The 13372-nt window shown below is 73.3% G+C and carries 11 protein-coding genes and 1 pseudogene; 5 read left to right on the forward strand and 7 right to left on the reverse strand.

Features of this window, described 5'->3' with window-relative positions; genetic code table 11:
- The first annotated feature begins 57 nt into the window (after window positions 1-57).
- Complete coding sequence (locus PV419_RS30445) at window positions 58-1488, forward strand: S28 family serine protease (protein WP_319694426.1); 1431 nt, start codon at window positions 58-60, stop codon at window positions 1486-1488.
- 22 nt (window positions 1489-1510) lie between these two features.
- Here PV419_RS30445 and PV419_RS30450 read toward each other — a convergent pair whose 3' ends face one another.
- The 4 genes from PV419_RS30450 to PV419_RS30465 form a co-directional block, all read right to left on the reverse strand.
- A complete protein-coding gene (locus PV419_RS30450; protein WP_319694427.1) occupies window positions 1511-2173 on the reverse strand; it encodes a hypothetical protein in 663 nt (220 codons plus the stop codon).
- Window positions 2174-2192: 19 nt separating this feature from the next.
- On the reverse strand, window positions 2193-4124 hold the full coding sequence (locus PV419_RS30455; protein WP_319694428.1) for a glycoside hydrolase family 3 protein: 1932 nt from the start codon (window positions 4122-4124) through the stop codon (window positions 2193-2195).
- A 203-nt stretch (window positions 4125-4327) separates the two neighbouring features.
- The gene (locus PV419_RS30460) at window positions 4328-4852 is read right to left on the reverse strand and encodes a hypothetical protein (protein ID WP_319694430.1); all 525 of its coding nucleotides are present in this window, start codon (window positions 4850-4852) and stop codon (window positions 4328-4330) included.
- A gap of 217 nt (window positions 4853-5069) precedes the next feature.
- Complete coding sequence (locus tag PV419_RS30465) at window positions 5070-5975, reverse strand: LysR family transcriptional regulator (protein ID WP_319694431.1); 906 nt, start codon at window positions 5973-5975, stop codon at window positions 5070-5072.
- Between the two features lie 88 nt (window positions 5976-6063).
- Between PV419_RS30465 and PV419_RS30470 the strand changes: the two genes are divergently transcribed.
- Window positions 6064-7053 carry an EamA family transporter gene (locus PV419_RS30470; RefSeq protein ID WP_415925407.1) on the forward strand — a complete coding sequence of 330 codons (990 nt, stop codon included), beginning with the start codon at window positions 6064-6066 and terminating at the stop codon, window positions 7051-7053.
- Here PV419_RS30470 and PV419_RS30475 read toward each other — a convergent pair.
- Both PV419_RS30475 and PV419_RS30480 read right to left on the reverse strand, forming a co-directional pair.
- A pseudogene (locus PV419_RS30475) lies at window positions 7052-7717 on the reverse strand (sugar phosphate isomerase/epimerase family protein); the annotation flags it as partial. The gene PV419_RS30470 and the pseudogene PV419_RS30475 overlap by 2 nt on opposite strands.
- A gap of 51 nt (window positions 7718-7768) precedes the next feature.
- The gene (locus tag PV419_RS30480) at window positions 7769-8914 is read right to left on the reverse strand and encodes a class I SAM-dependent methyltransferase (protein ID WP_319694542.1); all 1146 of its coding nucleotides are present in this window, start codon (window positions 8912-8914) and stop codon (window positions 7769-7771) included.
- A 199-nt stretch (window positions 8915-9113) separates the two neighbouring features.
- On the opposite strand from PV419_RS30480, the gene PV419_RS30485 reads away from it, so the two are divergent.
- Window positions 9114-9824 carry a lytic polysaccharide monooxygenase gene (locus tag PV419_RS30485; RefSeq protein ID WP_319694434.1) on the forward strand — a complete coding sequence of 237 codons (711 nt, stop codon included), beginning with the start codon at window positions 9114-9116 and terminating at the stop codon, window positions 9822-9824.
- A 53-nt stretch (window positions 9825-9877) separates the two neighbouring features.
- Here the strand turns inward: PV419_RS30485 and PV419_RS30490 are convergent, their stop codons facing one another.
- Window positions 9878-10945: a LacI family DNA-binding transcriptional regulator gene (locus PV419_RS30490; RefSeq protein ID WP_319694436.1), complete on the reverse strand. Its 1068-nt coding sequence runs from the start codon at window positions 10943-10945 to the stop codon at window positions 9878-9880.
- Window positions 10946-11210: 265 nt separating this feature from the next.
- Here PV419_RS30490 and PV419_RS30495 point away from each other — a divergent pair, with 265 nt between their 5' ends.
- Window positions 11211-12389: a Gfo/Idh/MocA family oxidoreductase gene (locus PV419_RS30495; protein ID WP_319694437.1), complete on the forward strand. Its 1179-nt coding sequence runs from the start codon at window positions 11211-11213 to the stop codon at window positions 12387-12389.
- A 2-nt stretch (window positions 12390-12391) separates the two neighbouring features.
- Window positions 12392-13369, forward strand: coding sequence for a PmoA family protein (locus tag PV419_RS30500; protein WP_319694439.1), 978 nt, complete (start codon window positions 12392-12394; stop codon window positions 13367-13369).
- Window positions 13370-13372 lie beyond the last annotated feature (3 nt).

Below are 13372 nucleotides of genomic sequence, written 5' to 3' on the forward strand. Positions count from 1 at the left end.
CCGATAGGTTCTCGGCGATCTGTGCGAACTCGAGGCGCGAACTGAAGGGGAGGGCGAATGGCCAAGGCACTCAGATGGCTGCTGGCGCTCGTGATGCTCGTCGGGGCGGTCGGCGCGGGCGTCGGCAGCGCGACCGCGGCACCGGCCGCGGGGGAGCAGGCCGAGGCGGGACAGGCCGCGGCGGAGCCGGACATCAAGGACCGCATACTCGCGATACCGGGGATGAGCTTCGTCGAGGAGAAGCCCTATGAGGGTTACCGCTTCCTCGTGCTGACCTACACCCAGCCGATCGACCACCGGCACCCGTCCAAGGGGACCTTCGAGCAGCGGTTCACCCTGCTGCACAGGTCCACCGACCGGCCGACGGTGTTCTTCACCTCGGGATACAACGTCAACACCAGCCCGCGGCGCAGCGAGCCGACCCAGATCGTCGACGGCAACCAGGTGTCGCTGGAGTACCGCTTCTTCACCCCGTCCCGGCCCCAGCCCGCCGACTGGTCCAAGCTCGACATCTGGCAGGCGGCCGCCGACCAGCACCGCCTCTACCGGGCCCTGAAGCCGGTCTACGCCAAGCGGTGGCTGGCCACGGGCGGCAGCAAGGGCGGCATGACGGCGACGTACTACCGCCGCTTCTACCCGGGCGACATGGACGCCACCGTCGCCTATGTCGCGCCCAACGACGTGGTGAACCAGGAGGATTCGGCCTACGACCGCTTCTTCGCGTCCGTCGGCACGGCCGAGTGCCGCACCAAGCTGAACGCGGTGCAGCGGGAGGCGCTGGTGCGGCGCGAGGAGATCGTCGCCCGCTACCGGCAGTGGGCGGACGACGAGGGTCAGACCTTCGCGGTCGTGGGCAGCGCGGACAAGGCGTACGAGAACGTCGTCCTCGACCTGGTGTGGGCCTTCTGGCAGTACCACCTGGTGAGCGACTGCGCCGACGTGCCCGCGCCGACCGCCTCGACCGACGAGCTGTACGCCTTCATCGACGACATCTCGGGCTTCGCCGCGTACACCGACCAGGGCCTGGAGACCTATACGCCGTACTACTACCAGGCGGGCACGGAACTGGGCTCGCCCGTCTTCGACACCCCGCATCTGGACGGGCTGCTGCGCTACCCCGGCATCTACACCCCGCGCAGCTATGTGCCCCGGGAGATCCCGATGCGGTTCCGGCCGAACGCGATGCGGGACATCGACGGCTGGGTGCGGCACGACGCGCGGCGGATGCTGTTCGTGTACGGGCAGAACGACCCGTGGGGCGCGGAGCGGTTCCGGCTCGGCAAGGGCTCCCGGGATTCGTACGTGTACACCGTCGCCGGCGGCAACCACGGCTCGAACATCGCCCAGCTCGCTGCCGAGGAGAAGGCCAGGGCCACGGCCGCGGTGCAGCGGTGGGCCGGCGCCCGGCCCACGGCGAAGCCGCTGGCCCCGTACGACGCGCGGCTCGACCGCCGGGACGTGGAGCGCGAGCCGGCCCTGCGGCCGTAACGCGGCGACCCGATCTGCCGGCTCAGCCGCGGAGGGCGGCGAGATAGGACTCGGCGAGCGCGCCGAAGTCCGCTCGCCGCTCCTTCCACAGGGCGAGCGCTTCCGGGGACCCGGGGTCCAGGAGGTGGCCGAGGGGGCGTACGCGGCGCCGGAAGCCGACGCTCTCCCATCGCGCCGTGTCGCTTTCGCCCTTCGGGTCGACGACGACGGCGCCGCAGCCGTCCACCAGGGTCCAGATCGCCTCGGAGGCGAGGATCGGCCCGAGGCCGAAGCCCCGCCACGCCGGGTCGAGCTCGATGTGGTGAAGCACCAGCAGATCGCCGTCGGGCCGGGTCATGGTGTCGCGGAACGCCTGCCGATAGCCGCCGTGTCCCAGGTCGTAGATGCCGAGGACCTGGCCCGAGAGCTCTGCACCGTGGGTCTCCGCGGCCTCGAAGGGATGAGGGCCGAACCGGTCGTCCAGGCGCAGCCGGAAGAGCGTCATCGAGCCGATGACGCCCCCGACGGTGCGGCCCTTGAACCGCTTCGCCCGGATGGACACCGTCCAGTCGAAGAGGGTGTCGCCGTCCGCGCCGCCGACCGCGTGGGACAGGTGGTACTCCAGGCTGAGCGACCGGGGGTCGCCCGGCAGGTCCTCGATGGGTCGTCCGACGGGCCGTCCGGCGGGGCGTCTGGCGGAGATCATGCGTTCAGTATGGCCGGGTTCAGTACGACAGCCCGTGGCCGATCGGGTACAGCACCCGGTGCGGGGCGTCCGCGCGCCGTACCGGGACGGGCAGCCTGCCGCGCGGGTTCGTCCGGCCCGCGATGACCCGTGCGGCGGCGCGCAGTTCGACGTCCGTCCAGGAGTAGGTGGCCAGGGAGGCGGCGGGGGCCTTGCCCGGGGCGCCGGTCAGCCGGGCGATGTAGGCGATGTCATAGGGATTTCGCAGGGCCACATGGACCAGCGGAACGCCCGTGGCGGCGAGCGCGGAGACGAGGGCGCGCTGGCGGGAGCCCGCGCCGATGTTGTACGTCGCCACGACCAGCGCGTCCCGCCCCCGGGCCGCCGCGACCGCCGCCTTGATCCGCTCCGGCGTCGGTTCGGGCGTGGTGCCGGAGCCGGCGCCAGAGCCAATGGACAGGGACAGGGCTTCGGCGGTGAAGCCGAGGGCGGCCAGGGCGCGGGCGAGGACCGCCGTCGGCGGGCCGCCGGTGCCGGAGGGGGCGGCCGGGTCCGGGCCCACGACCAGCACCTTGCGGTGGCGGCGGCGGGACAGCGGCAGCAGGTGGCCGTCGTTGACGAGCAGGGTGGTGGTGCGCTCGGCGATCCGGCCGGCGGCGGCCCGGTGCTCGCGGCTGCCGACCGCGCGGCTCACGGCGCGGTCGCTGGTGTAGGGGGTGTCCAACAGGCCCCGGCGCGACTTGAGTTCCAGGATACGCAGGACGGATTCCTCGATGCGGGCCTCGCTGAGCTCGCCGCCCCGTACGGCCCGGCGGACGCCCGCCCAGGCGGCCCGCAGGTCCGGCGGGTTCAGCAGCTGGTCCGCGCCCGCCTTCAGGGCCAGGACCGGCACCCGGTCGTCGCCGTACTTCTTCCGCACCCCGGCCATGCCGAGCGAGTCCGTCACCACCACGCCGTCGAAGCCGAGTTCACCGCGCAGCACACCGGTGAGGATGGGCTTGGAGAGCGTGGCGGGGTCGTCGACGGGGTCGAGCGCGGGGAACCGCAGATGCGCCGTCATGATCGCGTCGACGCCCGCCGCGATGGCGGCCCGGAACGGCGGCGCGTCCAGCCGCTCCCACTCCGCCCGGGAGTGGGTGATGACCGGGAGGCCGACATGGCTGTCCACGGCCGTGTCGCCGTGCCCGGGGAAGTGCTTGGCGGTGGCCGCGACCCCGGCGCTCCGATAGCCCTCGACCTGGGCCGCGACCAGCCGGGACGCGGCCTTCGGGTCGGCGCCGAAGGAGCGTACGCCGATGACGGGGTTGGCCGGGTCGACGTTGACGTCCGCGACGGGCGCGTAGTTCTGCCGGATGCCGAGCGCGGCGAGCTCGGCCCCGGCGATCCGGGCGGCGGTGCGGGCGTCCGCGGTACTGCCCCCCGCGCCGAGCGCCATCGCGCCCGGGAGGAGCGTGGCGGGCGCGCCGACGCGGGCGACGATGCCGTGCTCCTGGTCGATGGCCAGCAGCACGGGGACGGGGGTGGCGCCCGCGAGCGCGGCCTTCTGGATGCCGTTGGCGAGGGCGGCGAGCTGGTGGGGGTCGCGGATGTTGTGCGCCCACCCCGCGTACATGATGCCGCCGACGTGGTACTTCGCGATCAGCTCGGCCGCGTTGGCGACGCCCGTCTCCTTGCGGTTCTGCGCGGCGTCGGCGGCGGTGGGGGCGGTGGCCGAATGGCCGTAGACCCGCATGACGAAGAGCTGGCCGATCTTCTCCTCGAGGGTCATCCGGCCCAGCAGCGCCTCGGCCCGCTCGCGGTCGCGGTCCCGGCGTTCGGCGCTGCCGCCCGCCGGGACGGCGGCGCGGCGGGTCGGCGGGGCCGCCCGGGTGGCGGAGGGTCGCTGCGGGGAACAGGCGGCGGCCGCGGCCGCGAGGGCGGCGGTCAGCAGGGCGCGGCGGGAGGCCGCCTTGGGGAATGCCGGGTCGTGCACCCGCACTCCTTCCGTCGGGGTCGAGGAGGGGGTGGCTGTGGTCCGTATGACACGAACATGCGGAAAATATGGGAGAAGTGAGGGAGCGTCAATCTGTGTCGCTCCACGTCAGCGAGGGGAACAGCCTCGTGCAGTCTCGGTCAATTGGCATATGACACCGATCGCGCGATGCCCGAACGATGTCCGGAAGTGACTCGCGACGGTCAGTCGGCGAAGCGCGGCCGCTCGGGCAGCCGGTCCTTGGGCACCTCGAAGACGGCGATCACATGGAAGGGCGCGAAGCACTCCGGCGGCGGCTCGGGGTGCGGGCCCGCGATCAGCTTCAGCGTGTCACCGGCGCGGTGGAGGGTCGCGGACGACCACTGGGCGCATCCGGTGGTCGTCGACCAGCCGACCAGGGTGGTGCGGGTGAAGTCGGTGCCCTCGGCCTTGTCGATGATCTCGCCCGACCGCTTGCCGAACTGCCGGGCGAAGGCGTCGACCCCCTCCGGCCCGCGCAGCACCGCCCGCACCTGCCGCACGGCGCCGGGCGCGCTCGCGAAGTAGACGAGCCCCGAGTCGACGCGGCCCTGGCGATATGGCGTGCCGGGCGGGGAGCTCGGAGTGCCGCCGTCGGCGCGGTTGCCGGTGGGCAGACCGACGGCGGCATGCTGCTGGCCGCAGGCGGCGGAGAGGGTGGTCAGCGACGCAGCCAGCAGCGCGGCCGACACCGCTCTGCGGAGACTCACCAGCAGCACCCCGCTTGGACGGCCCGCGCCCCGGGCCGGTTCCAGGGGGCACCGCCCAGCGGTAGCCGGGGGAGAACCGAGCCCCAAGGCTGCCGCGGACGCGCGGAATCGGTGAGGTGCGGGACGCATGCGGCCATGGTGGCAGCGGACGTCGCGAGTCCGGGGCGGGCGCGCCGTGGGGTGCGCCGAGTGGGGGTGCGCCCGGTGCCCGCGCGCGTCAGCGCGTGCGCTGCGGCCAGTGCTCTCGTAGCAGCCGTACGGTCTGCGTGATGGCCGGGCGGCGGGCCGCGCCCGTGCGCCACAGGGCGTAGAGGCGGCGTACCGGCACCGGTTCGAGAGGGACCGCCAGCACGCCGTGCGGCAGCGGGCCGCGGCCCAGGCGGGGCATCAGGGCGATGCCCAGGCCCGCCGCGACCAGGGCGATCTGGGTGTGGTTCTCCGCCGCCTGGTACGCCAGGTCCGGCTCGTGGCCCGAGGCGCGCAGCGTCCGCACCAGCCAGTCGTGGCACACCGACCCCGGCGGCTGGCAGATCCACCGCTGTCCCGGCAGGTCCGCGCGGCTCAGTTGGCCGCGCCCGGCCAGCGGATGCCCGGCCGGGACGAGCACATCGCACAGGTCGTCGCCGATGACCGCCCGCTCCAGGCCTTCGGGGGCGGGCAGCGGCGCGATGTCCCAGTCGTGCGCGACCGCGATGTCGATGACTCCTTGGGCCGCCAGGTCGACGGAGAGGTGCGGGTCGACCTCGACGAGGCGGGCGTCCAGGGACGGGTGTCGTTCGGCGAGTTCGGCGAGGACTTGGGGCAGCAGCCCGCGGGCCGCGGAGGCGAAGGCGCCGATGACCAGCCGTCCGGTGGGCAGCCCGCGCCGCTCCTCCAGGGTGGTCTCGGCCCGCTCCACGATCGCCAGCAGCTGCTGGGCGGTGGCGGCGAGGTGCTGGGCCTCGTCGGTCAGCGCGATGCCGCGGCCCTGGCGCTCCAGCAGGGTGGTGCGGGTCTCCCGCTCCAGCTTGGCGATCTGCTGGGAGACGGCGGACGGGGTGTAGCCGAGCGCGGTGGCCGCCGCGCTGACCGAGCCGTGCACGGAGACCGCGTGCAGGGCGCGGAGCCTGGCCAGGTCGAGCATCGCGCCTCTTTCCTTTCAGGGCTGCTTCATCCAACAATGAAGGAATCCGTGCTGGTGCTACAAGGTCGGCTGCCGTGATCCTCGACGTATGCGACCAGCACACATTCTCTTGGCCGTCCTCGTCACCGCCGTGTGGGGCGTCAACTTCGTCGTCATCGACATCGGGCTCGACCACTTCCCGCCCCTGCTGTTCTGCGCGCTGCGCTTCCTCGTCGCGGCGCTGCCCGCCGTCTTCCTGGTCGGCCGGCCCAAGGTCGCGTGGAAGTGGGTGCTCGGGGTCGGTCTGGCGCTGGGCGTGGCGAAGTTCGGGCTGTTGTTCATCGGCATGCACGAGGGGATGCCCGCCGGGCTGTCCTCGCTGGTGCTGCAGATCCAGGCGGTGTTCACGGCGCTGTTCGCGGCCGTGGCGCTCGGCGAGCGGCCGGGGCGCATGCGGTGGGCGGGTATGGGGGTGGCGCTTGTCGGTATCGGCGTGGCCGCTGTCGACGAGGGGACGTCCGGGCCGCTGCCGGCCTTTGCGCTGGTGATCGCCGCCGCCGTGTTCTGGGGTGTGTCGAACGTCCTGACCCGCAAGGCCGCGCCGCCCGACCCGCTCAGCTTCATGGTGTGGGTGAGCCTGGTGCCGGTGGCGCCGCTGCTCGGGCTGTCGCTGATGTTCGAGGGTGCGGACCCCGACCTGGAGGCGCTGCGCTCGCTCGACTGGACCGGGGTGGGTGTGATCGTCTACGTCGCCTGGATCGTGACCCTGGCCGGCTTCGGCGCCTGGAACTTCCTGCTGCGGACCTACGACGCCTCGGCGGTCGCGCCCTTCACCCTGCTGGTGCCGGTCTTCGGGATGTCCTCGGCCGCGCTGGTGCTGGGGGAGGGCATCAGCCCGCTGCGCTGGCTGGCGGCGGCGCTGCTGGTCGGCGGCGTGGCCCTGACCTCGCTGTCCCCGCTGTCCGTCAGGCTGCCTCGGCGAGCAGCCGCAGCAGATGGTCCCGGGCCGCGGGAAGCAGCCCCGCAAGCTCCGCCGCTTGTGGGTACCACCGCTTCTCGTACTCCCAGCACAGCCAGCCGTCCCAGCCCGCGCGGCTGAGCAGCTCCACGCACTCGGCCAGCGGCAGCACGCCCGCGCCCAGCGGCAGCGGGGTGGTGTCGTCGGCCGAGGCGATGTCCTTGACCTGCACATAGCCCAGGTACGGGGCGAGCGCCGCATGGGTGGCGGAGGGGTCCTCGCCACCCAGCCAGGGGTGCATCACATCCCAGATCGCGCCCACGCTCAGGTGGCCGACCTGCCCGAGGACACGGGTCACGTCGGCCCCGGTGCGGTGGGAGTCATGCGTCTCCAGGAGCAGCCGTACGCCCAGGTCGGCGGCGTACGGCGCGGCGGCCGCGAGGCGGCGGGCGGCGTTCGCGTCGGCTTCGGCGGCGTCGAGGTCACCGCCGCCGGGGAAGACCCGGACGTGGGCCGCGCCCAGGTCGTGGGCGAGTTGCAGCAGCTCCCGGAGTTCCTGGAGTGCGGGCTCGTCCGGCCCCGCCGCGGCGGCCCGTACATACCCGGCGACGGTGAGCACCGCGAGGCCGGCGGCCTTGAACTCCGCCACCGCGCGCGTCCGTTCGGCGGCCCCGATCCCCGGGTGTACCGGCTCCTCGGGGTGTGCCCGCAGCTCGACGCCGTGGTAGCCGGTGTCGGCGGCGAGCCGCACCACCTCCGGAATGGGCAGGCCGGGGACGCCGAGGGTCGAGAAGGCGAGCTGCATGCGGGCTCCGGTTGTTCGAATGGATCAGGTCTCTACTCTGTCATCTACCACCTACCCGACAGCCAGTCGCCACAGCGAGGTCACCTCCGCCGCGCGGGCCTCGTGCAGCGGGTCGTCCGGATCGGCGGCGCGGCGGTGGACAGGACGGGTGTCCAGCCGGTCCACGACCTTCAGCCCCGCCGCGTCGAACGCGGCCGACAACTCGGCGCGGGGGCGCAGACCGAGGTGTTCGGCGAGGTCGGAGAGGATCAGCCAGCCCTCGCCGCCCGGGGCGAGGTGGTCGGCCAGGCCGCCCAGGAAGCCGTGCAGCATCCGGCCGCCCGGGTCGTACACCGCGTACTCGACCGGCGAGGTGGGGCGGGCCGGCACCCAGGGCGGGTTGCAGACGACGAGCGGGGCCCGGCCGGGCGGGAAGAGGTCCTCCCGCACGACGTCCACCCGTCCGGCCAGGCCGAGCCTCGTGACGTTCTCGCGCGCGCACGCCAGCGCGCGCGGGTCCTGGTCCGTGGCCACGACGCGCCCCACGCCCCGGCGGGCGAGCACGGCGGACAGCACGCCGGTTCCGGTGCCGATGTCGTAGGCCAGCGACGGGTCGGCGGGCAGCGGCGCCTCGGCCACCAGGTCGACGTACTCGCCGCGCACCGGTGAGAAGACGCCGTAGTGCGGATGGATCCGGTCACCGCCCAGGGCCGGCACCGCGATGCCCTTCCTGCGCCACTCGTGCGCGCCGATCAGGCCCAGCAGTTCCCGCAGGGAGGTCACCGAGGGCCCTTCGGCCGGTCCGTACGCCTCCGCGCACGCCTGCCGTACGTCGGGCGCGCGGCGCAGCGGTACGCCGTAGTCGCCGTCCAGCGGGACGAGCAGCATGCCCAGCACCCGGGCCCGCCGGGACTGGGCCTGGCGGTGCTGGTGGAAGGCCTCGGCGGGGGAGGCCGCGGGGGCGCGCCGGCCCCGCGCGCGGCGCGGGCCGCGGTCGGCGCGGCGGGCCATGGCGCTCAGCAGCTGGCGGGCGCCCTGGTAGTCGCCGCGCCACAGCAGGGCGGTGCCCTCGCAGGCGAGGCGGTAGGCGGTGTCGGCCGTCGTGCGGTCGTCGGCGGTCGCCACCCGCCGGGGCGGGGGCGCCCCGCTCTCGGAGCGCCATTGGGCGTCGCGGGCCCGTCCGGCTTCGGTCCATTCGATGACCTGATGCGTACTCAGGGGGTGTACCTCGTGCTCTGGCTCGGTTCCGGCTGCTCACTCCTTATCCCGTGAGGGACCCTTGACGCGAGCGGTTTTCGGCCGGATGACGCCCCTTCAGGTCTCTGGCCGCCTTCGGGGTCCGGTTCTACGATGGGAGCGCTCCCGCGCATCTCGCGCACCTTATCCGGAGGAGAACAAGGGACCCCTTGGAGCCGCCATGATTTGTCATGAGCACAACCGTAGACGGTGGGTGGCACGGGCCTCGGCCGCCGCGTCCGCCGCCGTCCTGATGATCGCCATCCCGCTGGCGGACACCGCCGCCGCCCACGGCTCGGCCATCGGCCCGGCCTCGCGCAACTACGGCTGCTGGAAGCGCTGGGGCAGCGACTTCCAGAACCCGGAGATGAAGACCAAGGACCCCATGTGCTGGCAGGCCTGGCAGGCCGACGTCAACGCGATGTGGAACTGGAACGGCCTCTACCGGGAAGGCGTGGCGGGCAACCACCAGGCCGCCCTCCCCGACGGCCAGCTCTGCAGCGCCGGGCACACCTCCTCCGGCCGCTACAACGCGATGGACGTGCCGGGCACGTGGGAGGCCACGGCCGTCAGCAACAGCTTCACCTTCAAGAACCACGACCAGGCCAAGCACGGCGCCGACTACTACCGCATCTATGTCACCAAGCAGGGGTACGACGCCACCACCCAGCCGCTGCGCTGGAGCAACCTTGAACTGGTCGCCCAGACGGGCAAGATCGCTCCCGGAGTGGGGGAGCCCTCCACCGACCCCGCCCTCAACGGGGTCACCGTCTCCATCCCGGTCAACGCCCCCGGGCGCACCGGCCGCCATGTCGTCTTCATGATCTGGCAGGCCAGCCACTTCGACCAGTCGTTCTACTCGTGCAGCGACGTCATCTTCCCCGGAGGATGAGCCCGGCCCCAGGCTGACCCCGCCCGCCACGCTCGCGGCGGGCGGGGTTCGGGCTAGCCGGCAGCCCGCGGCGGGGCCGTGGACGCCCGGGCCATCAGCTCGGAGCGCACCATCGCCACCCCGCCCGGCGGCTGCGACTCGCGCCCCAGCGCCAGGCGTCCGGCGCGGGCGCCCGCCTCGTGGAGGGGCAGCCGGACCGTGGTGAGGGCCGGGACCGCGTCCGCGCTGAAGGGCAGGTCGTCGAAGCCCGCGACCGACACGTCCTCGGGGATCCGCAGCCCCTGGTCGCGCAGCGCAGCGCAGACACCGAGCGCGATGGTGTCGTTGGCGGCCACGACGGCCGTCAACGCGTTGTCCCGGCGCAGCAGTTCGAGCGTGGCGTCATAGCCGGAGGAGCGGTCGTACAGCCCGTGGACGGTCAGCCGGTCCACCCCCCCGTCCAGGCTGTCCAAGCCCGCCGCCGCCAGGGCCGCGCGATGGCCGTCGAGGCGGTCGCGGGTCGTGGTGCGCTCGGCGGGGCCGGCCACATACCCGATCCGGCGGTGGCCGAGGGCCAGCAGATGCTCGGTGAGCCGCCGGGCGCCGCCGCGGTTGTCGAACGTGAGGGTGATCGCGTCCTCGATCGGGGGGCGGCCGCACAGCACCACGCGGGTGCCGGACGAGGCCAGTCGGGACGCCTTGGCGGCGACCGCGGCCATGTGGTCGGGGTGCTCGACCGCGCCGCCGGTGAGCACGACCGCGGCGGCGCGCTGCCGCTGCAGCAGGGTGAGGTAGGTGAGTTCGCGCTCCGGGGAGCCGCCGGTGTTGCAGATCACGGCGAGCTTCTCGCCGTGGCGGCCGGACTCCGCGCCCGTGGCCGACCCCATCTCGGACTGCACGGCACCGGCGATGATCCCGAAGAAGGGGTCCGCGATGTCGTTGACGAGCACGCCCACCAGATCCGAGGTGGCGGCGGCGAGCGCGCTCGCCGGACCGTTGACCACGTACTCCAGTTCGTCCACCGCGCGCAGCACCCGGGCCCGGGTCGACTCGGCGACCGGGTAGTTGCCGCTCAGGACGCGCGACACGGTGGCCGCCGAGACCCGCGCCCGTGCGGCCACATCGGCCAGGGTCACTGCCATGATTCCTCCGTTGGATGGTCACCAGGTGGTGCGCCGCGCGCGCCCCTTCGCGCACGACCATGCTCTCACTGGCCAGGGTGGGTGCCGGAGCGGAATGCCGGGGGTCGAGCCCCGCCCGCGCACCCGTTCCCGACCCCTGTGCGAAGTTCCGATTCGAAAGTTTCACCAGGGGCCGGATTGTGCTCTCCAAGGTCTTGTCCGGTCATCCTGACCATGCCTAGGGTCCTCTTCAGCAAGCGCTTTCCCTTGGCGAGGAGCCCTGTCCATGGCCGCAGCCACCACCCGTATCCGTGCCGCAGTCGTCGGCACCGGAGGCATTGTCTCCGGAAGCCATCTGCCCGCGCTCCGCGCGCACGCCGACCGCGTGGACCTCGTCGCCGGGGTCGACGTGGACGAGGGCCGTCTGGAGGCCTTCCGCGCCCGGGCCGCCGAGCCCGACGGGACGGGCCCCGGATGCACCGTGACCGGCTACACCGACCTGGCCGCCATGCTGGAGGCCGAGCGCCCCGACCTGGTGCTCATCGGCACCCCGCCCTCCCTCCACCGCGAGCAGACCGCGGCGGCCCTGCGCGCCGGGGCCTGGGTGCTGTGCGAGAAGCCGCTCTGCCTCACGCTCGCCGAGTACGACGAGATCGCCGCGGCCGAGAAGCCCGACGGCGGCCCGTACGCGTCCGTGGTCTTCCAGCACCGCTACGGCTCGGGCGCCGTCCACGCCCGTGAACTGCTCACCAGCGGTGATCTTGGCAAGCCCCTGGTCGCCCACTGCCAGACCACCTGGCACCGCGACACCGACTACTACGCGGTGCCCTGGCGCGGCCGCTGGGACAGCGAGGGCGGCGGCCCCTCCATGGGCCACGGCATCCACCAGATGGACCTGCTGCTCCACCTCCTCGGCGACTGGACCGAGGTCCGGGCCATGGCCGGGCGGCTGGTCCACGACGTGGAGAGCGAGGACGTCTCCACCGCGCTCGTCCGCTTCGCAGGCGGCACCATGGCCACCGTCGTCAACAGCGTGCTCTCGCCGGACGAGGTCAGCCGGATCCGCATCGACTGCGCCGACGCCACCGTCGAACTCACCCACCTGTACGGGCACACCAACGACGACTGGGTCTACACCCCCGCCCCGCACACCCGCGACGCCGCCGACCGCATCGCCCACTGGCGCACTCCCGCCGCCGACCTGCCCAGCTCGCACGCGGCCCAGCTGGGCGTGGTGCTGGACGCGATGCGGGACGGGGTACGGCCCCCGGGCAGCGGCCCGGACGCGCGCCGCACCATGGAGTTCCTCGCCGCGCTCTACAAGTCGGCCTTCACCGGACGGCCCGTCCAGGCGGGCGAGATCGTCCCCGGGGACCCGTACTACGACGCCATGCACGGCAACCACCCCGACTGGGCGCCCGCGACCGCCGCCGCGTCTTCCGCCGCGTCCGCCAAGGAGCAGTGAGCATGACCGAGCCGATCACCGTCACCCACATCCACGGCGAGAGCGTCACGGTCGCCGCCCAGGGCGTCGAGCTGCTGGCCTACGTCTACAAGCCGGACGCCGACCCGTTCGAGTCGCTCAAGCCCTACACCCACCCGCTGCGCACCCTGGCCGGCAACGTGGTCTCCGGCTACCGCCCCAACGACCACCGCTGGCACAAGGGCCTGCAGATGACCGCGAGCCATCTGTCCGAACAGAACTTCTGGGGCGGCAACAGCTACCTCGGCCCCGATCAGGGGTACCGGCGGGTCGAGGAGCGCGTCGGCTCGATGCGCCACGACGGCTTCGAGGAGTTCACCGTCTCCGAGGACCGGCTGCGCTTCGCCGAGAAGCTGACCTGGGTCGCCCATCCCTCTGCACGACACAGCGGCGGCGGGGAGTGGGCGGAGGAGCTGCGCACCGTCGAGGTGCACTCCGTGGAGCCCGCCGAGGGCACCTGGGCCATCGACTGGTCCATCCGCCTCACCAACATCCGCGGCGAGGAGCTGCGCTTCGGCTCCCCGACCACCGCGGGCCGTGAGATGGCCGGCTACACCGGGCTGAACTGGCGCGGCCCCCGCGACTTCACCGGCGGCGACGTGTTCGGCCCCGGCGGGCGCGGCGGCGAGGGCGAGACGGGCGCGTCCGACCTGATGGGCACCCCGGCCGCCGAGGCGCCCTGGATCGCCTTCACCGCCGAGCACGACGCCGTGGACGGGCACTCCACCCTGCTGTTCGCGCACGCCCCTCAGAACCTGTCACAGGATGAGGGCGCCGTGCACGCCTCCCACTGGTTCGTACGCTCCGAGCCCATCCCCTCCGTCGCCTTCTCCTGGGCGTTCTTCGAGGAGTTCGCGCTGCCCCCGGGCGAGAGCTTCGCGTACCGCTACCGCGTGGTGGTCGCGGACGGCGCTTGGGACCAGGACCGCGCCGAGACCTACCTCAAGTCCCATGGGTGGTGAGCG

This window comes from Streptomyces sp. ME19-01-6, from assembly GCF_033793745.1.
GTDB lineage: Bacteria > Actinomycetota > Actinomycetes > Streptomycetales > Streptomycetaceae > Streptomyces.

Excerpts from the sequence above, each read along its gene's own strand:
- PV419_RS30500 (WP_319694439.1), top strand. The coding sequence starts at position 12,392 with ATGACCGAGCCGATCACCGTCACCCACATCCACGGCGAGAGCGTCACG.
- PV419_RS30495 (WP_319694437.1), top strand. The coding sequence starts at position 11,211 with ATGGCCGCAGCCACCACCCGTATCCGTGCCGCAGTCGTCGGCACCGGA.
- PV419_RS30490 (WP_319694436.1), bottom strand. The coding sequence starts at position 10,945 with ATGGCAGTGACCCTGGCCGATGTGGCCGCACGGGCGCGGGTCTCGGCG.
- PV419_RS30485 (WP_319694434.1), top strand. The coding sequence starts at position 9,114 with ATGATTTGTCATGAGCACAACCGTAGACGGTGGGTGGCACGGGCCTCG.
- PV419_RS30470 (WP_415925407.1), top strand. The coding sequence starts at position 6,064 with ATGCGACCAGCACACATTCTCTTGGCCGTCCTCGTCACCGCCGTGTGG.
- PV419_RS30445 (WP_319694426.1), top strand. The coding sequence starts at position 58 with ATGGCCAAGGCACTCAGATGGCTGCTGGCGCTCGTGATGCTCGTCGGG.
- PV419_RS30465 (WP_319694431.1), bottom strand. The coding sequence starts at position 5,975 with ATGCTCGACCTGGCCAGGCTCCGCGCCCTGCACGCGGTCTCCGTGCAC.
- PV419_RS30450 (WP_319694427.1), bottom strand. The coding sequence starts at position 2,173 with ATGATCTCCGCCAGACGCCCCGCCGGACGGCCCGTCGGACGACCCATC.